Annotated in this window: 18 protein-coding genes and 3 tRNA genes; 7 read left to right on the top strand and 14 right to left on the bottom strand. The window is 68.3% G+C overall.

All coding sequences use genetic code 11. The features are described 5' to 3' along the window. The first annotated feature begins 342 nt into the window (after positions 1-342). Positions 343-1,089, top strand: coding sequence for a hypothetical protein (locus AAEX60_RS12600; RefSeq protein ID WP_342103910.1), 747 nt, complete (start codon positions 343-345; stop codon positions 1,087-1,089). 8 nt (positions 1,090-1,097) lie between these two features. On the opposite strand, the gene AAEX60_RS12595 is transcribed toward AAEX60_RS12600, so the two are convergent. The 5 genes from AAEX60_RS12595 to AAEX60_RS12575 all read right to left on the bottom strand — a co-directional run bounded on the left by AAEX60_RS12595 (position 1,098) and on the right by AAEX60_RS12575 (position 6,686). Further along, positions 1,098-1,850 (bottom strand): succinate dehydrogenase/fumarate reductase iron-sulfur subunit, encoded by a 753-nt coding sequence (locus tag AAEX60_RS12595; protein ID WP_342103909.1) that lies wholly within the window; start codon positions 1,848-1,850, stop codon positions 1,098-1,100. Further along, entirely contained in the window at positions 1,847-3,805 is a 1,959-nt protein-coding gene (locus AAEX60_RS12590; RefSeq protein ID WP_342103908.1) for a fumarate reductase/succinate dehydrogenase flavoprotein subunit, read from the bottom strand. Before AAEX60_RS12590 ends, AAEX60_RS12595 begins: the two co-directional genes overlap by 4 nt. Beyond that, entirely contained in the window at positions 3,802-4,542 is a 741-nt protein-coding gene (locus AAEX60_RS12585; protein ID WP_342103907.1) for a succinate dehydrogenase cytochrome b subunit, read from the bottom strand. Before AAEX60_RS12585 ends, AAEX60_RS12590 begins: the two co-directional genes overlap by 4 nt. A gap of 214 nt (positions 4,543-4,756) precedes the next feature. Continuing rightward, complete coding sequence (locus AAEX60_RS12580) at positions 4,757-5,233, bottom strand: cupin domain-containing protein (protein ID WP_342103906.1); 477 nt, start codon at positions 5,231-5,233, stop codon at positions 4,757-4,759. A 136-nt stretch (positions 5,234-5,369) separates the two neighbouring features. Next, positions 5,370-6,686: a CitMHS family transporter gene (locus tag AAEX60_RS12575; RefSeq protein WP_342103905.1), complete on the bottom strand. Its 1,317-nt coding sequence runs from the start codon at positions 6,684-6,686 to the stop codon at positions 5,370-5,372. A 472-nt stretch (positions 6,687-7,158) separates the two neighbouring features. On the opposite strand from AAEX60_RS12575, the gene AAEX60_RS12570 reads away from it, so the two are divergent. The 3 genes from AAEX60_RS12570 to AAEX60_RS12560 all read left to right on the top strand — a co-directional run bounded on the left by AAEX60_RS12570 (position 7,159) and on the right by AAEX60_RS12560 (position 10,071). After that, the gene (locus AAEX60_RS12570; RefSeq protein WP_342103913.1) at positions 7,159-8,313 is read left to right on the top strand and encodes a MurT ligase domain-containing protein; all 1,155 of its coding nucleotides are present in this window, start codon (positions 7,159-7,161) and stop codon (positions 8,311-8,313) included. Then, the gene (locus tag AAEX60_RS12565; protein WP_342103904.1) at positions 8,310-9,050 is read left to right on the top strand and encodes a type 1 glutamine amidotransferase; all 741 of its coding nucleotides are present in this window, start codon (positions 8,310-8,312) and stop codon (positions 9,048-9,050) included. Before AAEX60_RS12570 ends, AAEX60_RS12565 begins: the two co-directional genes overlap by 4 nt. A 154-nt stretch (positions 9,051-9,204) precedes the next feature. Next, positions 9,205-10,071, top strand: coding sequence for an aldo/keto reductase (locus AAEX60_RS12560; protein ID WP_342103903.1), 867 nt, complete (start codon positions 9,205-9,207; stop codon positions 10,069-10,071). Between the two features lie 288 nt (positions 10,072-10,359). Here AAEX60_RS12560 and AAEX60_RS12555 read toward each other — a convergent pair. From AAEX60_RS12555 to AAEX60_RS12530, 6 genes are all read right to left on the bottom strand, one after another. Continuing rightward, a tRNA-Lys gene (locus tag AAEX60_RS12555) sits at positions 10,360-10,435 on the bottom strand. Positions 10,436-10,860: 425 nt separating this feature from the next. Next, positions 10,861-10,936, bottom strand: a tRNA-Lys gene (locus tag AAEX60_RS12550). Between the two features lie 141 nt (positions 10,937-11,077). Beyond that, positions 11,078-12,010 (bottom strand): carbohydrate ABC transporter permease, encoded by a 933-nt coding sequence (locus AAEX60_RS12545; protein ID WP_342103902.1) that lies wholly within the window; start codon positions 12,008-12,010, stop codon positions 11,078-11,080. Next, a complete protein-coding gene (locus tag AAEX60_RS12540) occupies positions 12,007-13,086 on the bottom strand; it encodes a carbohydrate ABC transporter permease (RefSeq protein WP_342103901.1) in 1,080 nt (359 codons plus the stop codon). Before AAEX60_RS12540 ends, AAEX60_RS12545 begins: the two co-directional genes overlap by 4 nt. Positions 13,087-13,177: 91 nt before the next feature. Then, the gene (locus tag AAEX60_RS12535) at positions 13,178-14,488 is read right to left on the bottom strand and encodes an ABC transporter substrate-binding protein (RefSeq protein WP_342103900.1); all 1,311 of its coding nucleotides are present in this window, start codon (positions 14,486-14,488) and stop codon (positions 13,178-13,180) included. Positions 14,489-14,893: 405 nt separating this feature from the next. After that, a complete protein-coding gene (locus AAEX60_RS12530; protein WP_342103899.1) occupies positions 14,894-15,226 on the bottom strand; it encodes a DUF3618 domain-containing protein in 333 nt (110 codons plus the stop codon). A gap of 163 nt (positions 15,227-15,389) precedes the next feature. Here AAEX60_RS12530 and bcp point away from each other — a divergent pair, with 163 nt between their 5' ends. Next, positions 15,390-15,869 (top strand): thioredoxin-dependent thiol peroxidase, encoded by a 480-nt coding sequence (gene bcp, locus AAEX60_RS12525; RefSeq protein WP_342103898.1) that lies wholly within the window; start codon positions 15,390-15,392, stop codon positions 15,867-15,869. A gap of 25 nt (positions 15,870-15,894) precedes the next feature. Here bcp and AAEX60_RS12520 read toward each other — a convergent pair. Next, a tRNA-Leu gene (locus AAEX60_RS12520) sits at positions 15,895-15,979 on the bottom strand. A gap of 121 nt (positions 15,980-16,100) precedes the next feature. On the opposite strand from AAEX60_RS12520, the gene AAEX60_RS12515 reads away from it, so the two are divergent. Beyond that, positions 16,101-17,312: a GNAT family N-acetyltransferase gene (locus AAEX60_RS12515; protein ID WP_342103897.1), complete on the top strand. Its 1,212-nt coding sequence runs from the start codon at positions 16,101-16,103 to the stop codon at positions 17,310-17,312. A gap of 168 nt (positions 17,313-17,480) precedes the next feature. Continuing rightward, the gene (locus AAEX60_RS12510) at positions 17,481-18,812 is read left to right on the top strand and encodes a serpin family protein (protein WP_342103896.1); all 1,332 of its coding nucleotides are present in this window, start codon (positions 17,481-17,483) and stop codon (positions 18,810-18,812) included. A gap of 301 nt (positions 18,813-19,113) precedes the next feature. Here AAEX60_RS12510 and AAEX60_RS12505 read toward each other — a convergent pair whose 3' ends face one another. Both AAEX60_RS12505 and AAEX60_RS12500 read right to left on the bottom strand, forming a co-directional pair. Continuing rightward, positions 19,114-20,463, bottom strand: coding sequence for a DNA polymerase IV (locus AAEX60_RS12505; RefSeq protein WP_342103895.1), 1,350 nt, complete (start codon positions 20,461-20,463; stop codon positions 19,114-19,116). Next, on the bottom strand, positions 20,460-21,431 hold the full coding sequence (locus tag AAEX60_RS12500; RefSeq protein ID WP_342103894.1) for a dihydrofolate reductase: 972 nt from the start codon (positions 21,429-21,431) through the stop codon (positions 20,460-20,462). Before AAEX60_RS12500 ends, AAEX60_RS12505 begins: the two co-directional genes overlap by 4 nt. Positions 21,432-21,447: the final 16 nt, after the last annotated feature.

Genomic DNA, 21,447 nt, shown 5'->3' with positions numbered 1-21,447 from the left:
ACCACACCGGGGGTGATTCCTCGCAACCTGCACCGAACATGCTCCCAGAGCATGTTCAGACCACCATCACCCCTAGCCGCCACGAATGAAATCAGTCAGGCTGTACACACATTTCTGCCGCTAACCCTCCAATGAGGACATGGACCCAGCACAGGCGCCCCTGATCCGCCCCGCCACCGTCGCTGATCGGGAGCGCTGGGCCGCGACCTTCCCGCTGCTGGTGGAGGACGCCTGGGCGCCGGGCAACAACCGTCGCGCCTTCGTCGCCGTTGACGATTCCGGCACGTACTGGGCCACTGCCGCGCCGTTGACAATGTCTTCCACCCCGACAGTCGGGTCTTTGTGCACCACGTCGCGGACGGGCTGCGCGGCACGCCCGTCGAGTTCGCGCTGGTGGAGGCGCAGCTGGCGGCCTCCACAGTCCCGCTGCGGATGAAGATCGACGCCACCCAGCACGACGACCTTGCCCTGGCTCGTCGGTTTGGCGCGGTCGCGGTGCAGCTGATGCCGCCGTGGCGACGGGTAGTGGGCCCGGACCTGCGGACCTGGGCCGCCGCGCACCGCGGGAACACTGCCCCGATCACCGACGCGGACCGGGAGCTGGTGCGCTGGCTGGAGGCCAGCCACTACGTGGCGCAGCACGCTTCCTGGTCGCCGTCGGCACCTCGGGAACAGATCTACCAGCTGTTCGCCGACGACCACGCCCCGGAGGCCGACGGCTACGACCCACAGCGTTCCTTCCTGATCCGGCGCGACGGCCGGATCGTCGCCGCCGGGCTGTCCTGGCCCGACGAGGTGGTCCTGCTCAGTGACCCCTACGAGGGGCCGGACAGCGTCGCCGACAAGCGCGCCTGCCTGGCCGCGGTCATCGACGCCACCCCCAACGGCCAGCAGTTGTGCGTCGACTCACACGTCACCGAACGGTTAGAGCGGGAGGCCCTGCACGACCTGCCGGGCCTGGTGGACGGCCCAACCAATGAGTGGACCGTGATCGTCGCCCTGCCCGCCCCCGGCGGCCCCGCACCCCGCCCGCTGGACGCCAGCCTGGTGCCCGACGACGCGGCCTGGGTGCGAGACTTCTACCGCTGAACCCAGAATCAGTCGTCCCGGCCACGACGCCAGGCGGCGCGCACCATCTCCTTGTTCACCGCCGCGACGGCGGACAGCGGGATCCCGGCCGGGCAGACCTCGACGCACTCGCCGTAGGTGGAGCACGGGCCAAAGTTCTGCTCCACCGCCGCCACCACACCCCGGGCCCGTTTGGAACGTTCCGGCTTGCCCTGCGGCAGGGTCGAGAAGTGCGTCAGCAGGGCCCCGCTGAACAGGTGCGCAGCACCGTTCGGGCAGGCTGCGACGCACGCCCCGCAGCCGATGCAGGCGGCGAAGTCCAGCGCCTGCTCCGCCTCCCGGAAGCCGATCGGGCGGCTCTCCGCGTCGGGCGCCGTGCCGGTGTCGACGCTGACGAAGCCGCCGCCCTGCACCACCACGTCCAGCGCCGACCGGTCCACCACCAGGTCCTTCACCACCGGGAAGGCGGCGGAACGGAATGGCTCCAGGCGCACGGTGTCCCCGTCGCGGAAGTTGCGCAGGTGTTGCTGGCAGGTGGGGGTGTTGGCGACGGGGCCGTGCGGGCGGTCGTCGACGGTGATGCCGCAGCAGCCGCAGATCCCCTCCCGGCAGTCGCTCTCGAAGGCCACCGGCTCTCCCCCGGCCTCGACGATCTGGTCGTTGAGCCGGTCGAGCAGTTCCGGCATGGACATCTCCGGTGTCGCATCGTCCACCACATAGGTGACGAAACCTCCGGGCGCCATGGCATTGGGCTGGCGCCACACCTCGAGCGTGATCCTCATTGGTAGTTCCTCGTCTGCAGTGGCACAGCGGTGAAGCTGAGCGGTTCGTGGTGGCGCACCGGCATCCCGGGCTGCCTCAGCGCTCCGGGCGTGTGTTCCCAGGCGGAGACGAAGCACCAGTTCTCGTCGTCGCGCAAGGCCTCGCCGTCAGGCGTCTGGTGGTCGACGCGGAAGTGGGCGCCGCAGGACTCGTCGCGGTCATAGGCGTCGACGCACATCAGCTCCGCGAGCTCCAGGTAGTCGGCCACCCGGCCGGCCCTCTCGAGTTCCTGGTTGAGTTCGTGCCCGGTGCCAGGCACCCGCAGGTCGCTCCAGAAGCGGCTCCGCAGATCCCGGATCTCCTCGATCGCCTGGGCCAGCCCCTGCTTGCTGCGCGCCACGCCGCAGCCTCGGTAGAGGATCTCCCCCAGTTCGCGGTGGAAGCGGTCGGAGCCGGTCTTGCCTCCGACGGCCAGCAGCGCCTCCAGCCGGCCGGTGGCCTCCGCGACGGTCTGTGTCACTGCCGGGTCGTCGTCGGCCAGCAGCGGTTCGTTGAGGTGTCCGGCCAGGTAGTTGGGAATGGTGTGCGGCAGGGTGAACATCCCGTCGACACAGGCGCTGAGCAGGGAGTTGGCGCCCAGCCGGTTGGCACCGTGGTAGCCCCAACCCGCCTCACCGCCGACGAACAGGCCCTCGATGGAGGTCTGCATGTCATAGTCACTCCACAGGCCGCCCATGGAGAAGTGCGCTCCGGGCGCGATCCGCATCGGCACCGTGTACGGGTCCTCGCCGGTGCAGTCGGCATACATCTCGAACAGGTTCCCGTAGCGCTGCTCGATGGTCTTCTGCCCTAGACGCTGGATCGCGTCGCGGAAGTCCAGGTAGACGCTGTTCTTCAGCGGTCCGACGCCGTGGCCCGCTTCGATCTGCTCCCGGGCAGCACGCGAGGAGATGTCGCGCGGCGCCAGGTTGCCGTAGGCGGGGTACTTGCGCTCCAGGTAGTAGTCGCGTTCCTCTTCCGGGATGTCATTGGCCGGCCGGTCGTCGCCGGCCTTCTTCGGCACCCAGATCCGGCCGTCATTGCGCAGCGACTCGCTCATCAGCGTCGTCTTGGACTGCCACTGGGAGCTGACCGGCAGCGCGGTGGGGTGGAACTGCAGGTAGGACGGCGACGCGAACAGTGCCCCGCGACGGTGGGCCCGCCAGGCGGCGCTCACATTGGAGTTGTGCGCCAGCGTCGAATGGAAGAAGGCCTTGCCGTAGCCACCCGTCGCCAGGACGACGGCGTGCGCGGCCTGGGTCTCGAGGGCGCCGGTGTGCAGGTCCCGGGCGACGACGCCGCGGACGCGACCGTCGGTGACCACCAGGTCCAGCACCTCGCGGTGGGTGCGCAGGTCCACGGTGCCGGCCGCCACCTGCCGTTGCAGCGCGCGGGCGGCGGCCACCTGCAGCTGCTGGCCGGTCTGGCCGCGGGTGTAGTAGGTGCGGCTGACCTGCACGCCACCGAAGGAGCGGGTGCGCAGCTGACCGCCGTACTCGCGGGCGAAGGGTGCCCCGATGGCATCCATGTGGTCGATCACCCGCACGGATTCCTCGGCGAGCCGGAAGACGTCTGCCTCCCGGGCGCGGAAGTCGCCGCCCTTGACGGTGTCCTTGACGAAGCGGTCCAGCGAGTCGCCGTCCACCTTGCGGCCGCGGGCGGCGTTGATACCGCCCTGCGCAGCGACGGAGTGGGCGCGGCGGGCCGCGTCGTGGAAGGTGTAGGCAACCACCCGGTAACCCAACTCCCCCAACGCGGCGGCGCAGGAGGCCCCGGCCAGACCGGTGCCCACCACCGCGACGGTGAACTTGCGTCGGTTCAGCGGGCTGACCTGGCGATATCCCAGCTTGGCGCGGTGCCAGGCCGTGGCGGGATCGCCGTCGGGCGCGTGTCCCTCGAGCGGCAGTTCGGCGCGTGGGATGTCGAGGATGGTCATTTCACGACTCCTGTCAGCACGGCGACGGGGATGGTCAGGTTGCCCAGCGCCACCAGCAGGCCGATGGCCAGGGCCACGGCGCTCACGGTGCGCACCGCCTTGGGGCCGGGCGTCGCCCCCAGGTCCAGCACGACGCTGACCAACCCGTGCGCCAGGTGGGCGCACAGCGCCAGCATCGTCAGTCCATAGACCAGCGCCACGGGCCATCGGGAGAAGGAGGCAACCACGTTGGTGTAGGCGAAGGAGGCGTCCATCGTCGGGCCCCGGAAGGCGTCGGGGGCCACCGGAGTGGTGCCGATGGTCAGGTCCAGCAGGTGGAAGACCAGGAAGCCGAGCAGGATCACGCCGGTGAGCGGCATGCTGCGAGCCATCCACGTCGAGGCCCGCATTCCCTTGCGTCGCACGGATCCACGGGCTGTGCGGCCGCGGCTGCGCACGAGCCATCCGCAGTACAGGTGGGCCAGCAGACAGGCCAGCAGCGCGACGCGCAGAATCCAGAGCAGGCCTTCGTGGGGAAGGACGGGATGGAAGGCGGCCCGCAGCCAGTGGGCATAGCCGTTGAACTCGTCGGGGCCCATGTAGAGCTTGAGGTTGCCGATCATGTGCACCAGCACGAACAGTCCGAAGACCACCCCGGTGAGCGCCATCACCACCTTGGCGGCGGCATTGGACAATCCCCCGTCGTGCCCGGCGGCTGCGCGGGCAAGCGGGGCCGGTTGGGCTTGCTGGATGGCCATTCGGGCTCCCTGCTCGTCGTGGAGCCGGGGCCCCACCGAGAGTCCCCGGCCAAGCTTGGCTCCACCATAACGCCGAGGTCCCCAGAGCGGACGCCCGGGTCCGGCCCCCTCCCCCACTGCTCTGCTGAGAACAGATGCACGACGGGGGTCCAACGCAATAGTTGCGTTGGACCCCCCGTCCTGCATCTGTTCTGGTCAGCCGGTCGGCGGCCGGTCAGGCCTTCTGGTCCTCCTCGCCTCCCTCGGGCTGCACGCTCCAACTCGGCGGCTCGTCGTTGCCGGCCTCCTCCTCGGCCTCGGCGGCCTCGAAGGTCTCGTGCACGACGCCGGCCGCATGGTGCACCGGGGCGTAGATGGCGTAGACCTGCATCGGCTCGTCGCCGGTATTGGTGATGTTGTGCCAGACCCCGGCCGGGACCTGCACGCTCCACCCGTCGGTGACCTGCTGCTCGAAGTCCAGCTGGTCCTTCGAGGGGCCCATCTGCACCAGGCCTTGTCCGGCATCCAGCCGCAGGAACTGGTCGGTCTCCGGGTGCACCTCCAGGCCGATGTCCTTGCCGACGGGGATGCTCATCAGCGTGACCTGCAGGTACTTGCCGCTCCAGGCCACGGTCCGGTAGTTCTGGTTGGCCTTGGTCTCGGTCTCGATGTCGAAGGCATTCGGGTTGGGTCCGTTGTCAGTGATAGCCATGCCAGTGAGCCTACCCACCGGCGCTGACATCCGGGCTCGCCGCAACCGCCGCTCGGGTTCCGCCATCCCGCGTCGGATTCATCCATCGCGGGAAGGCCGAACCCGAGCGCCAAGCCTCCGGACAACCAGACTCACCTCACAGGGGAACCCCGCCGAAGAGGTACATGCTGACCAGGAAGATCAGGAAGGTGCCGCAGGCCCACTTGCCGGCCTGTCGCTGCCAGGCACCCATGTCCACCCCGGTCAGGTTCAGCAGTAGGTAGATGAAGCCCACCAGCGGGCTCAGGAGGTGGAAGGCCTGCCCCACCGTGGAGGCCACGCCGATGTCCATCGCGCTGAAGCCGTACTGCTGGCCGGTCTGGGCCAGGATCGGCAGCACCCCCAGGTAGAAGGCGTCGTTGCTGAGCAGGAAGGTGCCCGGGGCGGAGACGACGGCGGTGACCAGCGGCCACTGTCCACCCAGCGACGAGGGCACCCAGCGCGCCAGTGACTCACCGATGGCCTGGCTCATCCCGGACTCGTTCAGGATTCCCATGAAGACACCCGCAGCCAACACCATGATGATCACCTGCAGGGCATTGGCGCCGTGGATCTCGATGATCTGTTGCTGATCCTTCACCTTGCGGTAGTTCAACAGCAGCGCGACGGCGAAGCCGATCTCGAACAGCACCGCGGCCGGGATCTTGGGCAGATGGTACATCCCGCCGAAGACCAGCAGCAGCATCAGCACCATGGTCAGGACAAGGTTGGGCCACAGCATCTTGGGACGCTGCAGGGCGTCGTCCTCATGGGTCACGGTGGCATCCATGGCGGCAATGTCATGCTCGTCCAGCTCGCGGATGCCCAGCCGCTTGCGCTCCTGCAGGCCGCGGATCCACGCCACGCAGATCACCCAGGCGATGGCCAAAAACATCCCGGGCAGGATCCGGCGCAGCAGCGCGCCCTCGTCCAGGTGCAGCGCGGCGATGATCCGGGCCGTCGGCCCACCCCAGGGCAGCAGGTTCATCACGGAATTGGCCAGAATCACGACGACGGCCAGGTCCATCATCTTCATCCCCAGCCGCTTGTAGACGGGGATCATGGCGGAGCAGACGATCATCGTGGTGGTGGAGCCGTCGCCGTCGACGCTGACCACCGAGGCCAGGATCGCCGTGCCCACCAGCACCTTCAGCGGGTCGCCCTTGACGATTCGCAGGATGAAGCGCACCAGCGGGTCGAAGAGCCCGGCGGTGATCATCAGCCCGAAGTAGAGGATGGCGAACAGCAGCATCACCGCGGTGGGCGCGACGCCCTTGATGCCGGCCAGGCTGAACGGGCCAACCTTGCTGCCCAGCCCGGCGAGCAGCCCGATCACCAGCGGCACCAGGATCAGCGAGGTGAAGGGCGTGGCCTTCTTGGTCATGATCAGCGCCATGAACAGCACGACGATCAGATAGCCCCAGATGGCGAGCATCGGCGTCTCCTTTGGCATTCCGAGTGGGGGGTGGCTTGCTGGGGAAACCCAACCACACGGTAGGTGGGTTGCGGGTGGATTTCACCGAATGGCGAGATCCGCGTCCTGGTACACCACGGCGCCCAGAACACTGCCCCTGGTGCGGGTCACCGCTGGTGCCGGCCGCCCCCCCTGCGGGGCCACCCTGCGAATGTTGCACATCGGCCCTCGCTTGCCGGTGTCTCCAGCCGTGCCGCCCACGTCGTCGGAGCCGGATGCCGGGCCAATGCGCAACGGATGCAGGGCAGGCCAGGTCAGGGACCCACCGGGTAGTGCCAGAATGGTGGTCATGCCACGTACGCCATCGGCCCTCAAGGACCTGTCCGTCTCCGACGCCCGGCTTGCCCTGGCAACCACCGCCGGCCGCGCCGCCGCCCTGGCATCCCGCCTTGCCGGACGCGGTTCGGGAGCCTCCATCCGGGGTCAGGTGATGATGAAGGTTGATCCCCGGGCACTGGGGAAGCTGCTGGGCAACCGGCGGATCGCCGTGGTCACCGGCACCAACGGCAAGACCACCTCCACCCACCTGCTGACCGCCGCCATCCGGGCCAGCCTGCCCGATGGCGAACGCGTGGTGGTCACCAATGCCGATGGCGCCAACCTGCACGCCGGGATCGCCTCCGCCCTGGGCGAGGCTCCCCAGGCCACCATCGCCTGCCTGGAGACCGACGAGCGCGTCGTCCCCGACGTGATCCGGCTGGGCCACCCCGAGGTGCTGGTGATGCTGAACTTCAGCCGGGACCAGATGGACCGCAACCATGAGATCAAGTCCCTGGGCTGGGCCTGGCGGGTCGCGCTGGAGGCCGCCGGGGTGCAAGGGCCCGTGGTGGTGGCCAATGCCAATGACCCGCTGGTGGTCTGGTCCGCCCAGCCCGCGCACAAGACCATCTGGGTGGACACCGGGGCCGGTTGGACCCAGGACGCGGCCCTGTGCCCGGCCTGTGGTGCCGTGCTGGCCCGCAGCGACGGCCAGATCGTCGGCGGCGGCTCCTGGACCTGCACCGGCTGCGATCTCACCCAGCCCAAGGCCGACTACCGGGTGGACGGGGAGACCGTGGTCGAGGCAGACGGCACCGTCTGGCAGCTGGAACTGAATGTCCCCGGCCGGTTCAACCGGGCCAATGCCGCCTGTGCCCTGGCCGCGGCCCGGGTGATGGGCGTCGAACCCCAGGTGGCGTTGCGGGGCATGACCACGGTCTCCTCCCCCGCCGGCCGGTTCGCCGTCGGCACCTTTGACGGCGTGCAGGCCCGGCTGCTGCTGGCCAAGAATCCGGCCGGTTGGGCGGAGAGCCTGGCCCTGGTCTCCACCGACCCGGTGGTGCTGGCAATCGACGCGATCGCCGCCGACGGCCGCGACGTGAGCTGGTTGTGGGACGTGGACTTCGAGCAGCTGCGCGGCAAGCACGTCGTCTGCACCGGCCCGCGCGCCCATGATCTGGCGGTGCGCCTGACCTATGGCGATGTCGAGCACAGCATCCAGCACGACCTGATGACCGCCATCAGCAGCCAGACCCACGACGGGGTGCTGGACGTGGTCAGCACCTACACCCCGTTCCAGAAGCTGCGCAAGCTCGGAGGCCTCGCATGAACCCGGACCGCAAGCCCGTCAAGATCGTCCTCGTCTACCAGAGCCTGCTGGGCATCTACGGTGACCAGGGCAACGCCAAGGTGGCGCTGAAGCGCCTGCAACTGCGTGGGATCGACGCGGAACTGGTGACCGTCGAGCCCGGTGAGCCCTTGCCCGACGACGCCGACCTGTACTTCCTGGGCGGCGGCGAGGACATGGCCCAGATCAGCGCTCTGAAAACCCTGCAGGCCGACGGCGGTCTGCGCCGCGGGGTGGAGCGGGGTGGCGTGCTGCTAGCGGTCTGCGCCGGCTTCCAGATCTGCGGCAACACCTTGACCGTCGGGGATCGGGACGAGGTGGTGGACGGCCTGGGTCTGCTGGATGTGGACACCCGTCGGGCCCCGGTGCGGGCCGTCGGCGAGGTGCTGCACCGCTGGACCCGGCCGGACGGCTCCGTCAGCCTGATCACGGGCTTCGAGAACCATGGCGGGCACACGACCCTGGGGCCGGGCGCCAAGCCGTTGGCCACCGTCGAGGTGGGCGTCGGAAACGACGGGTCCGGCGTGGAGGGGGCGGTGCAGCAGGTGGGCGACGGCTGGATCTATGCCACCTATCCGCACGGGCCGCTGCTCCCCCGCAATCCGGAGCTGGCCGATCACCTGCTGGAGCTTGCCCTGGGCCGCAGCCTGGAGCCCCTGCCGATGCCGGAGCTCGACGAGCTGCGCCGCCAGCGGATCGAGGCCGTGCGCGCCCACTGAGTGGGGTCAGCCCGATGGCTCGGACCCCACGTCGGTGGCGCCGCGGACGTCCTCGCCGCCGACGCCGGACGTGGGCTTCGACGGGCTCGGCACGGCCCTCGTCGGCATCATGCGCAGCATTGGCTGAGCCCGGCGAAGCCAGTAGCGTCGACTCATGAAGACTCGACAGCTTGGACCCTTCACCGTCAGCGCCATCGGGATGGGCTGCATGCCCCTGTCCATGGCCCGCGACCCCCAGCCCAGCGAGGAGCAGGCCGTCGCCACCGTGCACGCCGCCCTGGACGCCGGAATCACCTTCTTCGACACCGCCGACATCTACGCCCCGTCGTGGGACCAGATGGGGCACAACGAATGCGTCGTGGCCAAGGCGCTGCGCGGGGTCAGCGGGCGGGAGAAGCTCGTCGTGGCCACCAAGGGCGGGATCACCCGGGGCGACGGGGAGACCTGGGGCCGCGACGGCTCCAAGGAGTATCTCCGCAAGGCCCTGGAGGCCTCCCTGCGGGCCCTGGAGGTGGACTGCATCGATCTCTACCAGTGGCATCGCCCGGACCGCTGGAAGGTCTACGGCGAGGTGGTGCAGCACTTCGCGGACTTCCAGCAGGAGGGGCTGATCAAGGCCGTCGGCATCTCCAATGCCAATGTGGAGGAGATTGAGGTTGCCCAGCAGGTGCTCGGCGAGGGTGGGCTGGTCAGCGTCCAGAACGAGTTCTCCCCGAAGTTCCGTTGCTCCGCCGACGAGCTGACCCACTGCGACCAGCACGGCATCGCCTTCCTGCCGTGGAGTCCGCTGGGCGGCTGCGCCGGGGGCGCCACCGAGGTGGGCCAGCGCTACCAGGCCTTCGGCGACGTGGCGCGGGAGCATGGTGTCAGCCCGCAGCAGGTGGTGCTGGCCTGGGAGCTGGCCAAGAGCCAGCACGTCATCCCGATCCCCGGCGCCAGCCGGCCCGAGTCGATCACGGATTCCGCGAAGGCCGCGGAGCTGGAGCTCACCGACGAGGAAATGGCCCGGCTCGACGGCTGACACCCCGCGAGGGCCCCGACGGTATCCCTGCCCCGCCACACCCGTCCCGACGCCATCCCTCCCGGCGCTCCGTCCCGACGGCATCCCTGCCCCACCACACCGTCCCGACGGCGTCCCGCGCCCACTGCGCAGCCGTTGATGCCAGGGGCAGCCGCTAGAACGGCTGCACAGTGACAGGAACCGCTGCGCAGTGTGCAGTTGGGCCGTGGTGCCGTCGGACAGGAGGATTCCCGGCGCTCCCCCGGTGACACAGCAAGGCCCCGATCGAGTGATCGGGGCCTTGCTGTCTGGTACACCGCCAGGGACTCGAACCCTGAACCCGCTGATTAAGAGTCAGCTGCTCTGCCAGTTGAGCTAGCGGTGCGCGCGAGAAGGAACATTACGCCCGTGGCTGCTGCAGCGCAAATCGGGGTGTTGCAGACGCGGCCGGCCCCTCGACAGGCTCGGGGCGTGGGAGCAGCTCGTCCGGGACCCCTCGACGGGTTCCGCGATGAGGTGGTGGCAGCCTCCGACGGGATCCGAGATGAGGTGGTGGCAGCCCCCGACGGGTTCCGCGATGAGGTGGTGGCAGCCTCCGACGGGATCCGAGATGAGGTGGTGGCAGCCCCCCCCCGACAGGTTCGGGGAACGAGGTTGGCCGTCGCCGATAGATCCGGAACGCAGGTGGGTTGGGCCATGCGAGGGCCCAACCACGGCGGACGAGCTTGTCGAGGCCCCTCCCTCGATGGCGGCGAGCCGTCCCCGGAGACGCAGTAGGGCCCCGGCCAATCGACCGGGGCCCTACTGAGTTGGTACACCGCCAGGGACTCGAACCCTGAACCCGCTGATTAAGAGTCAGCTGCTCTGCCAGTTGAGCTAGCGGTGCGCGCGTTGACCAACTATACGCGGGGTGGATCTGATCGTACAAATCGCGCCCACGGGACCCGATGCGAACACGACGAGGGGCGTCGGGGAGAACTCCCCGACGCCCCTCGCGCGGTCTTGCACGAGCCCTGGTACTACCGCATCACTTCACGCCACCGGCGGTCAGGCCCGCGACGATCCGGCGCTGGAAGATCAGCACCATGGCCAGCAACGGCACCGTCACCACCACGCCAGCGGCCATGATGGCGCCATAGGGGATGTTGTAGGCGGCGTCACCCTGGAAGCCCGCCAGAGCCACCGGGGCGGTCATCTTGCCCTTGTCGGCCAGGAAGGTCATGGCGAACATGTACTCATTCCAGACGGCAATGAAGGTCAGGATGATGGTGGTGAAAATGCCGGGCGCGGCCAACGGCAGGATGATCTTGCGGAAGGCGGTGGTGGGCGTGCAACCGTCCACCATGGCCGCCTGCTCCAGCTCGACGGGCAGCTGCCGGAAGAAGGCCGTCAGGTTCCACACACACAGCGGCAGACCGAAGGACAGCGACGGGATGATCGCCGCCTGGTACTGGTTCATCCAGTTGATCGGCAGCCAGTCGTAGTTGCCAGTGAACATCTTAAGCAGCGGCACCAGGATGGTGATGGCCGGGAACATCGAGCAGCCGATGATGATGGCCAGCACCAGCGCCTTGCCCGTGAACCGCAACCGCGCCAGGGCGTAGGCCGCGACGATGCCGAAGAGCAGGGTCAGGGCCGTGGTGACGGTGGCGATCAGCACCGAGTTGCCCAGCGAGGTGAGGAAGTTGTTCTTCTCGTTGAAGGCGATCCTGTAGTTCTCCACCGAGACCGGGTTCGGGATGAAGTCCGTGCTCAGCCCCATCGTCGGCAGCCGCAGGGAAGTGATCACCATCCAGAGGAAGGGCAGGATGCAGTAGGTGATGATGAAGGCGATGCCCAACAGCGACGCAATGCCGCCGGCCAGTTGGGCACCGGACTTCTTGGGCTTGTTCAGCGTCTCCAGCTCACGCTTGGTGAGCAGTTCCTGGCCCTCGGGGACCGCGAGATTCATGGTGCTCATACCACACTCTCCCCACTGGTGATGGTCTGGTTGGCCTTGGTGCGCGCCACCTGCTGCTTGTGCAGCTTGCGCAGCCGCTTGCGCTGATCACTCCTGGCCCGGGACTCGTCGTCGCCGACGACGTCGGCTCCGAGGAACTTGATGAACAGGAAGGCGACCAGACAGATCAGCAGGAAGAGCAGGATCGAGTAGGCGGCGGCCGGGCCGTAGCGCTGGCTCACGGCCTCCTGGTAGGCGAACATGCTCAGGGTCTCGACGGAGTACTTGTTGGGTCCGATCAAGCCGTAGGGCAGGTCGAACATGCGCATGGTGTCCAGCGTGCGGAAGAGCACGGCCACCACCAGCGCGGGCTTGACCATCGGCAGGGTGATCCGGGTGAACTGCTGCCAGGCGGTGGCGCCATCCACCTTGGCCGCCTCGTAGACCTCGGCCGGGATGGTCTGCAGGCCGGCCAGGGTGAGCAGGCCGATGAAGGGGGCGGTCTTCCACACGTCGGCCATGATCACGGCCCATTGCGAGGCCGCGGAGTCACCCAGCCAGAGGATCTGCTTGCCGAAGACCTTGTTCATCACGCCACTGGTGTCGAAGATCACGGACCACAGCTTGGCGGAGACGATGGTGGGGATGGCCCACGGAATCAGGATCGCGGCACGCACCAAGCCGGTGCCCTTGAAGGCCCGGGCCATGATCAGCGCCATCGCGACACCGAGAATGGTCTCGATCGAGACGCAGATCACGGTGAAGTACATGTTGTTGACGAAGGCATTCAGCAGTCGACCCATGGAGCCGAAGACGCCGTCGACGGCATTGGAGTTGCTGGTCAGGGCGCTGAGGTAGTTCTCGAGGCCGACGAACTTTGTGCCGGTCTCGGCCATGCCGGTGGTGGGGTCGATGCCATTGCTGGTCTTGTAGAAGGACTCGATCACGCTGAGCACGATCGGGATGCCGACCACGAACAGGATCACGGCCAGGGTGGGGGCGACGAGGATCCACGCGAGCGTGCCCTGCCCGTCGCTGAGGGCGTTCTTCTTCACCTTCTTGGTGGAGGCCCCGGTGGTTTCGACAGCGGTTGCCATCTTTTCCCTCCTTTGGGAATCAAGCGGTTGGCATGCAGCCCGGCACGAACCACCTGGAGCGGTCCGTGCCGGGCAGCAATGCTGTCAGGCCTTACTTCTTGGTCAGCTCGGTGAGCTTGGTCTGCAGCCCCTCGAAGGACTCCTTGGGTGCCTTGCCGGCGATCACATTGGCGGTGGCGTCCTGGATGGCCTTGGTGGCGTCGTTGTACTGCACCACCTGCGGGCGGGGCTTGGCGGTCGCGATCGACTCCTTCAGCACCGGCAGGTAGGGCAGCTGCTTGACCAGCTCGGCGTCGGTGTACAGCGACTCACGGGTGGGAGCCAGGGTGGCCTTCTGCGCCGCGGTCTTCTGCTGGGCCTCCTCGCCGTACCACTTGATGAAGTCCCGGGCGGTACCCAGGTTCTTGGCGGTCTTGGAGATGGCCAGGTTGTGGCCACCCAGGGTGGACACGCCGGGGCCGTCCAGGCCGGGCAGCGGGGCGATGCCGAACTTGTCGTTCACCTTGGAGCTGCCGTCGGACTTCTGCATCAGGGAGTAGATGTAGGGCCACTGGCGCAGGAAGACCAGCTTGCCCTGCTGGAAGGCCTCACGCGACGGCTCCTCCATCCAGGTGGTGGCGGCCTTGGGGATGGTGCCGTCCTTGAAGGAGTCCTGCAGCCACTGCACGCCCTTGAGCGAGGCCTCGGAGTTCACCTGCGGCTTGCCGTCCTTGTCGAGGAACTCGCCACCGGAAGAGTTGACGATCTCGGTGACATTGCAGGTCATGCCCTCGTACTTCTGGAACTGGCCGCCGTAGCAGTCCAGGCCCTTCCCCTCGGGAAGTGCCTTGACCTTGGTGCAGGCGGCCTTCATGTCGGCCCAGGTCTTCGGGGCCTCCTTGATACCGGCCTTATCCAGCAGATCCTTGCGGTAGTAGAGCATGGCGCCGTCCGAGCTGGTCGGGTAGGCGTAGAGCTTGTTGAAGTAGGTGGCACCGTCGACGGCGGGCTTCAGCATGCCGTCGGTGGGGAACATGTCCTTGGGCAGCTCGTGCACCCACTGCTTGGCGGCGAACTCGGCGGTCCACACGATGTCCAGGTAGAGCACGTCGTAGTTGGAGGCGCCCTTGGTGTTGGCATTGTCCACCATCTTCTGCCGCTGCTCGTCGGCCGAGGCGGAGAGCTGGACGAAGGTCACCTTCTCGTTCGGGTGCTCCTTGTTCCACTGGTCCAGCAGCGGCTGGACCAGGTTGTTGTTGTCCTTGCCCTGGACGAAGGTGATCGGACCCTTCTGGTCCCAGTTCAGGGCCGCGGCGGACTCGCCCGACTTGGAGTCTCCGCCACCGCAGGCGGCGGTGGCCAGGACGGCGGCGATGGACAGACCGGCAACGGCGAAGCGCTGCGCCTTCTTGGTGGTTGACATGGGTGGATCCTCACTTCTTTGTGGGCCCCGGGAGTACGGGGTCTGCGGCAGAAGAGTATCCGTTGCAACACCCTTCCCCGTAACCAATCCACGCATTGCCACGAAACCGTTATAGACCGCCGCCTTGTCTCTTCACTTCAAGACAATCGGCCCCTTTCGCTAGCAGAGAAATCCCTAGTCAAAAGGCATTGGCAGGTTCCAATTATTCGCCCCGCCCACCCGCAACTGACCAGGTGGAAAGACAGCGGTTGAGGGATTCCTGTCGAGCCCGGGTCTCGCCACGTCCAATGGCGCCGTGAACGGCAGCCGGCCTGCGGTTGCGGCCGGGCACACAACAGGGGCGGCCACCGGTTTGGGTGGCCGCCCCTGACTGCATCGTCCGGCCACGCGGGCCGGACGATCAATTCACTTGCGCTTGCCCTTCTTGGTGACCTTGCGCACAATGGCGCGCACCGTGAGCAGGGCCACCAGCGCGACGGCGGCGGCACCGCTGCCCAGGCTGATCCGGTCCGTGCGCCAACCGTCGTCATCCTTGACGGCATTCTTGGCGGTGCTCTTGGCGTAGTCCACCTCGTTCATCACGAAGGCCTTGGCCTCGTCGACGCTGCGCTGCTTGACCGCCTTGGGGTGCACCTCGGTGACCAGGCCCTCCACATTGGCACTCATCCGGGCGCGCGCCGCGGCGATGTCGGCCTGGATCTGCTTCGCCGAACGGGGATCGGTCTTCTTGTCAGCCATGGGGTTCTCCTGTCTGGCACTACGGGCGACGGGCCCTGGTGGCGCGCTGGTTGGCGCGGACCCGAAGTTCACGTACCAGACTATGCCCACCCGACGGCGGGTGTGCGCTTCCCACCCGTTGGGAGCTGTGCGCTGTGGGCGAACCGTGGCTACGCTGAGGCCCATGACCGAGCGCCTCACGCCGGGCTCCCCCGCGCCCGCCTTCACCCTGCCCGACGCCGATGACCAGCGGGTCAGCCTGGCCGACTTCGCCGGCAAGAAGGTGATCCTGTACTTCTACCCGGCCGCGATGACCCCTGGCTGCACCGTGCAGGCCGTCGACTTCACCGCGTCGCTGAACGAGCTGTGCGCCGCCGGCTACCAGGTGCTGGGGATCAGCCCGGACTCGGTGGCCAAACTGGCCAAGTTCCGGGAGAAGGAGGAGCTGGCGGTCCGGCTGCTGGCCGATCCCGAGCGCGAGGTGCTGCAGGCCTACGCCGCCTTCGGCAAGAAGATGATGTACGGCAAGGAGATCGAGGGCGTGATCCGCTCCACCTTCGTGATCGACGTCGGCGCCGAAGGGCGGGGCACCATCGAGGTGGCCCAGTACAACGTCAAGGCCACCGGTCACGTCGCCAAGCTCCGCCGGGAACTGGGCGTCTGACCTGCTCTGGTGACGTTGGTTGGTTTGGTGCCGGAGAAGGGACTTGAACCCTCACACCTCGCGGTACAGGAACCTAAATCCTGCGTGTCTGCCAATTCCACCACTCCGGCTCGGGGACTGAGTCTAGGGCACGGGCCCCGGAGTCCAGCCATGGCGCCAGCCGGCGGATGATTCCGGGGTGGGCCCGAAAATGGGTGGCGCCGCCCAGCCGTCGTGCCCAAGGATGAGCGGGTGGACTTCACCATCTGCCAGATCGCCGTGCCCAGCCGCGACAGCTTCGACCCGTCGTGGGTGATGGCCCAGACCGACGCGATCCTGCTGACCGACGCCACCGAGGTGCTGGGCGAGCCCGACTTCCACCTGCCACTGGCGCTCCGGGTGCACGGGCTGCGTCGGCAGGTCGACGAGTGGCAGACCATCCTGGTGGCCGTAGCCGGGCTGGACACCGCCGCGCTCCCCCACGGCGAAGACGGCCTGCCCCTGCTCAGCTGGGAGGCCGACCAGGCGCCCACCGAAGGCAGGGTGCTGGGCCTGGTCAGTGTGAGCGGCGGGATCACCGACAATGTGCAGCTGGCCGAGCTGAGTGTGATCGTCGCGGTGGAGCACCGTCGCAACGGGATCGGCAGCGCGCTGCTGGCCGCCGCGGAGACCCTGGCCAGTCAGCGCGGATGCCGCACCGTCCAGTCCTGGAGCGATCACCACCGCCCCGAGCCGGGAGAAGACCACCTGGTCCCGCCCACCGGCTTCGGCGCGGTGCCGCTGGATCGCGCCGGCCGCTTCGCCCAGGCGTCGGGCTACGGGCTGGAGCAGTGCGAACGGCACTCGGTCTGCGAGCTGCCCGGCGACGTGGAGCAGCAGGACCGGCTGTGGGCCGAGGCGCTGCCGCACGCCCTCGACTACCAGATCCGCACCATCGCGGGCCGGATCCCGGATGACCTGGTGGACCGCTACGCCCAGCTGCTGGAGCACTTCACCGAACAGATGCCCAATGCCGGGCTGGACGTGGAGCCGGAGCGCTGGGATGCCGATAGGATCCGTCGCGGGGAGGCCCAGCGCGCCGCCGCTGGGCGGGAGGCGGTCACCACCGTCGCGCTGCACCGCCAGACCCAAGAGCTGGTGGCGGCCACCGACATCACCACCGACGGCACCCACCCGGCGGTCTGTTTCCAGCAGATGACCGTTGTGGACAGCCGGCACCGCGGCCACCGGCTGGGCCTGCTGGTCAAGATCGCCAACCACCGGGCGGTGCATCAGCATCACCCCGAACGGCGGCGGGTACACACCTGGAATGCCGGGGAGAACTCCTGGATGCTGGCCATCAATGACCAGCTGGGCTACCGGGAACGGATCGTGGAGGCGGCCTGGCAGAAGCGGCTCGGACGCATCGGTTTCGGCTCCTTGCGCGCGGCGGACCTCCGGTCTGCGCCACAAACCACCTTCTGAATCCGGGGCAGTGCACCATAGGCACTGAGTGCCACTCAGAATGCAGTTTGCGGCGCAAACCAGCGGAGGCGGGCACCTCAGACGGCCAAACCCCGCCGCGACCGGGCCGTGATTTGATCGTGACCCAGCCAGGCCCCGTTGTGGCACCCGATAGTGTCACGATTGGTGATGAGCCAGGGAGGCAGCATGCGTCGTCGTCAGGTGTTGGGAATCGCGGGTCTGGCCGTCGCCGGAGTCCTGGCGGGTTGCCGCGGCCAGGACGTCCGCGACCCCGGCGCGGATCCCCAACGACCGGCGCCCGCGGGCATGGTGCTGCTGGGTTCCGGCGAGAACCTGGCCGAGACCTCCCGGGAACCGGCGGCCCAGCCCGGTGATGGAAGGCCGTCGTGCACCTTTGCCGGGGCGCTGGCCCGGACGCTGTTCGCCCAGCGGCAGGGGGACCTGCTGGTCTCCCCCACCTCGCTGGCGCTGCCGCTGGCCATGCTGGCCAATGGCGCCAAGGGCAAGACGCTGGCCGATCTGCTGAAGGCCCTGAGGTACCGAGATCTGGCGTCGCTCAACACTCAGCTGAGCGCTTTGCAGCACGCACTGGCCGCTCGCAATGTGGAGATCAAGGACCGGCCGCGCTCCGGCGAGGTGAAGCTGGAGCTGACCAATGCACTGTGGGCGCAGCAGGAGACGCCGGTGAAGCAGGGCTTCCTGGACCAGACGGCCCGGTGGTACGGCGCCGGTCTGCACGGCGTCGACTTCACCGACGCTGCCCGGACCGTCCAGCAGATCAATGACTGGGCGGCGGAGAAGACCCATGACCGGATCAAGGACCTGCTCACCCAGGACGCCGTCAATGAGGACACCCGGTTGGTGCTGACCAACACGGTCTGGTTCAAGGCGCCGTGGGCCAAGGAGTTCTCCAAGCAGGGCACCATCCCGTTCACCAAGGACGACGGCGGCACCACCCGGCCGGAAGTCTTCAAGCCGTTCACCCAGTACTGGGCCCAGGGCGAGGGCTGGCAGGCCACCGCCCTGGACTATCTGGGTGAGGAGCTGGCGATGGCCTTCGTCCTGCCCGGCAAGGGCGCGGAGCAGGCGCTGCTGGATGAGTGGGCCGACGTTGGCCTCCACGCGCTGCTGACCGGCTGGCGGGCTGCCGACGTGAACCTGACCGTGCCGGTGTGGAAGCACGAGCAGAGCCTCAATCTGGTCGAGACCCTGAAGCAGCTGGGCATCACCCACCTGTTCCCGGGGCAACAGGTGGACCTGACCGGGATCCGGGAGGAGCCACTCGCCGTCTCCGGCGTGGTCCAGAAGACCTGGATCGCGGTCGACGAGCAGGGCACCGAGGCCGCCGCCGCCACCGCCGCAATGGTGGGCGCCACCTCCGCCGAGGCCCCACGCGAACGGCACGAACTGGTGCTCAACCGGCCCTTCTGGTACGTGATCTTCGACCGGCAGACGGCGACTCCGCTCTTCGTCGGACGGGTGGCCAACCCGGTTCCCTGACCCCGGGTGGGCCTCGACAGGCTCGGCCGCCGTGGTGCGGCGGGTGTTTCGGCAACCGGTTGCTGAGCCCGTCGAAGTGGTTCCGCACCAGGGCGGCCAATCCAACCCCGACGACCGAACCCGCCGGAGCGACTCCACCCCAATGCCGCCAACCCAACCACGGCGGCCGAGCCCGTCGAAGTGACTCCAGCCCAATGCCACCGACCCAACCCGACGACCGAGCCCGCCGAAGTGACTCCACCCCACTTTTGACCAACCCAACCACGGCGGCCGAGCTTGTCGAGGCCCCACGTCGAACCGGTCACTCCCCCGGTTCGGTGACCTCCCAGGTCATCGGGACGGGGCCATCGGGGCGGGTCAGGTTCTCGTCGTCCGTGCGGAAGGTGCGCACCGGCCCGACGCCGGTCAGCCGGGTCTCGAAGCGGACGGTCACCCGCCCCAGACCGGAGCCCCAGACCCAGCCGCGGCCGAAGTCCGGATGCTCCACCTCACTGCCCGGGTACCAGTCCCCGCGATGCCGGACGCGCTGCGGTGGCGGCTCGGTGCTGGTGTGGTCCTCGATCACCACCTCGTCGCCGTCCAAGACGAACAGCTCCTCCTGCGCGGCCTGGGTGAAGTTGGCCACGCCGACGCCGAGCAGCCGCACCCCTTCCCGGACGTCGAGCGCGGCCAGGAGTTCCCGCGCCACCTGCGCCACCCGCTCGGCATTGTCGGTGGCGCCGTGCAGGGTGCGGGACCGGGTCCAGGTGGTGAAGTCACCCAGGCGCACCTTGAGGGTGATGGTGCGGGCAAACTGGCCCGACGCCTGCAACCTGCCGGCAACGATCCCGGCATCGCGGACGGCGATCCGCTCCAGCTCGGCCCGGTCGGTCAGGTCGGTCTCGAAGGTGTCCTCGACGCTGATGGACTTGGCCTCCCGATGGGGGCTGACCGGCCGGTCGTCGCGGGCGAAGGCCAGCTCGTGCAAGGGCTCGCCCCAGCTACGGCCAACTTCCCGGGATAGCTCGGCCACCTCGGCCCGCTGCAGGTCGGCGACCGTCTTGATCCCCAGCCGGTCCAGCTTCTCCATCGTCACGGGACCGACGCCGGGCACGGCGCGGGCCGGCAGCGGGGAGATCGCCGCCACCTCGCCCCCGGGTGGTACCACCACCAGACCATTGGGCTTGGCCATCTCCGAGGCCACCTTGGCGATGAACTTGCTGGAGCCGACCCCGACGCTGGCGGTCAGCCCCTCCGTGCGCTCGTACAGGTCGGCACGCAGCCGCTGGCCCAGGGCGCGCAGCTGCTCGAGGTCATGGCAGTCATGGCCGCCCGCCTCCAGGTCCACGAAGGCCTCGTCGATGCTCAACGGTTCCACCAGCGGGGAGAGCTCGTGCAGCAAGGCCATCACGATCCGGCTGGACTGACGGTAGGCATCGAACCGCCCGCCCAGGAAGGCGGCGTGCGGCGCCCGGCGTCGCGCCTCGTGCGAGGGCATCGCGGAGCGCACCCCGAAGGCCCGGGCCTCATAGCTGGCGGTGGAGACCACCCCGCGCTGCCCCACCCCGCCGACGATCACGGCCTTGCCGCGCAACGACGGCTTGTCCCGCTGCTCGACGGCGGCGAAGAAGGCATCCAGGTCCAGGTGCAGGATGCTGGCGGTGGGCCTCAACCGAGCTCGGAGACCTTGGCGGACCACACCTGCAGCGGTCCCCGCTCGTCGGTGCGTTCCTCGGTGACCTCCAACCCCACCTTCTGGGCGACGGCCGTCGCGGCGGCATTGTCCGGGCGCAGGGTGGCGCGCAGTTCGGCCTGGGGCTGCACCACCTTCAACGCCCGGATCCCGGCCTCGGCCACCTCCACGGCATAACCCTGCTGCCGGGCGGATTCCTGGAAGCGGTAGTACAGGCTCCAGGTGCGTTCCGGCAGTTCCTTGCTGCGGCGCACCCCACCGACGCCGACCGGGGCGTCGTGCAGACTGTCGCGGACCAGCCAGTAGCCCAGGCCATCATTGAGCCAGTGCTCCACATTGGCCTGGATACCGGCCATGTGGCGTTCGATCGGCACCGCGGGCAGGTCCGGTGCCGAGTAGAGCCGGGCCCAGTCGTCCAGGTCCTTGGGGCCGACGGGCACCAGGGTGAGCCGTTCGGTGCGGGTGATCGGGAAGCGACGGGTGAAGTCGAACTCGCCGCGGGCGTCGCGGCAGAGCTCCCGCCACTCGTCGGGGTCGACGTCGGGGAAGGTGACCGAGCCGGGGGCCTCGTCGTGCACCTCGGTGATGTCCAGCTCGGTCAGGTAGTCCCAGGTGTTGCGGTAGACCTGTCCGCCGCCGCAGACAAAACAGACGTCGTCCAGGGCAGCGGCCAACTCCAGCGCCAGCTCCACCGAACCGACGGCAAAACTGGGCGCCGATTCCCGGTCGCTCAGCTCGATCTGTTCCGGGTCCCGGCTGACCACGATGGTGGTGCGGCCGGGCAGGTAGCTGCCGATGGCGTCGTGGGTGTGGCGACCCATGATGATCGGGTGCCCCATGGTCACCGCCTTGAATCGCTCGAAGTCCTCGCGGAACTTGAAGGGCTGGTCGTGACCGTCACCGATCACACCATTGCGCCCGACGACGGCGATGGCGATGACGCGCATGGGTTCTACCTCCTCG

Source organism: Luteococcus sp. H101 (genome assembly GCF_038433155.1).
GTDB lineage: Bacteria > Actinomycetota > Actinomycetes > Propionibacteriales > Propionibacteriaceae > Luteococcus.
The sequence above is the reverse complement of the archived record's forward strand: the minus strand, read 5'-3'. Positions and strand labels throughout refer to the sequence as shown.

What these genes read in the sequence shown, in the direction of transcription:
- AAEX60_RS12530 (WP_342103899.1), bottom strand. Translation starts at nt 15,226, where the DNA reads ATGGCTGACAAGAAGACCGATCCCCGTTCGGCGAAGCAGATCCAGGCC.
- AAEX60_RS12590 (WP_342103908.1), bottom strand. Translation starts at nt 3,805, where the DNA reads ATGACCATCCTCGACATCCCACGCGCCGAACTGCCGCTCGAGGGACAC.
- AAEX60_RS12535 (WP_342103900.1), bottom strand. Translation starts at nt 14,488, where the DNA reads ATGTCAACCACCAAGAAGGCGCAGCGCTTCGCCGTTGCCGGTCTGTCC.
- AAEX60_RS12545 (WP_342103902.1), bottom strand. Translation starts at nt 12,010, where the DNA reads ATGAGCACCATGAATCTCGCGGTCCCCGAGGGCCAGGAACTGCTCACC.
- AAEX60_RS12540 (WP_342103901.1), bottom strand. Translation starts at nt 13,086, where the DNA reads ATGGCAACCGCTGTCGAAACCACCGGGGCCTCCACCAAGAAGGTGAAG.
- AAEX60_RS12585 (WP_342103907.1), bottom strand. Translation starts at nt 4,542, where the DNA reads ATGGCCATCCAGCAAGCCCAACCGGCCCCGCTTGCCCGCGCAGCCGCC.
- AAEX60_RS12575 (WP_342103905.1), bottom strand. Translation starts at nt 6,686, where the DNA reads ATGCTCGCCATCTGGGGCTATCTGATCGTCGTGCTGTTCATGGCGCTG.
- AAEX60_RS12570 (WP_342103913.1), top strand. Translation starts at nt 7,159, where the DNA reads ATGAAGGTTGATCCCCGGGCACTGGGGAAGCTGCTGGGCAACCGGCGG.
- bcp (WP_342103898.1), top strand. Translation starts at nt 15,390, where the DNA reads ATGACCGAGCGCCTCACGCCGGGCTCCCCCGCGCCCGCCTTCACCCTG.
- AAEX60_RS12580 (WP_342103906.1), bottom strand. Translation starts at nt 5,233, where the DNA reads ATGGCTATCACTGACAACGGACCCAACCCGAATGCCTTCGACATCGAG.
- AAEX60_RS12565 (WP_342103904.1), top strand. Translation starts at nt 8,310, where the DNA reads ATGAACCCGGACCGCAAGCCCGTCAAGATCGTCCTCGTCTACCAGAGC.
- AAEX60_RS12510 (WP_342103896.1), top strand. Translation starts at nt 17,481, where the DNA reads ATGAGCCAGGGAGGCAGCATGCGTCGTCGTCAGGTGTTGGGAATCGCG.
- AAEX60_RS12560 (WP_342103903.1), top strand. Translation starts at nt 9,205, where the DNA reads ATGAAGACTCGACAGCTTGGACCCTTCACCGTCAGCGCCATCGGGATG.
- AAEX60_RS12595 (WP_342103909.1), bottom strand. Translation starts at nt 1,850, where the DNA reads ATGAGGATCACGCTCGAGGTGTGGCGCCAGCCCAATGCCATGGCGCCC.
- AAEX60_RS12500 (WP_342103894.1), bottom strand. Translation starts at nt 21,431, where the DNA reads ATGCGCGTCATCGCCATCGCCGTCGTCGGGCGCAATGGTGTGATCGGT.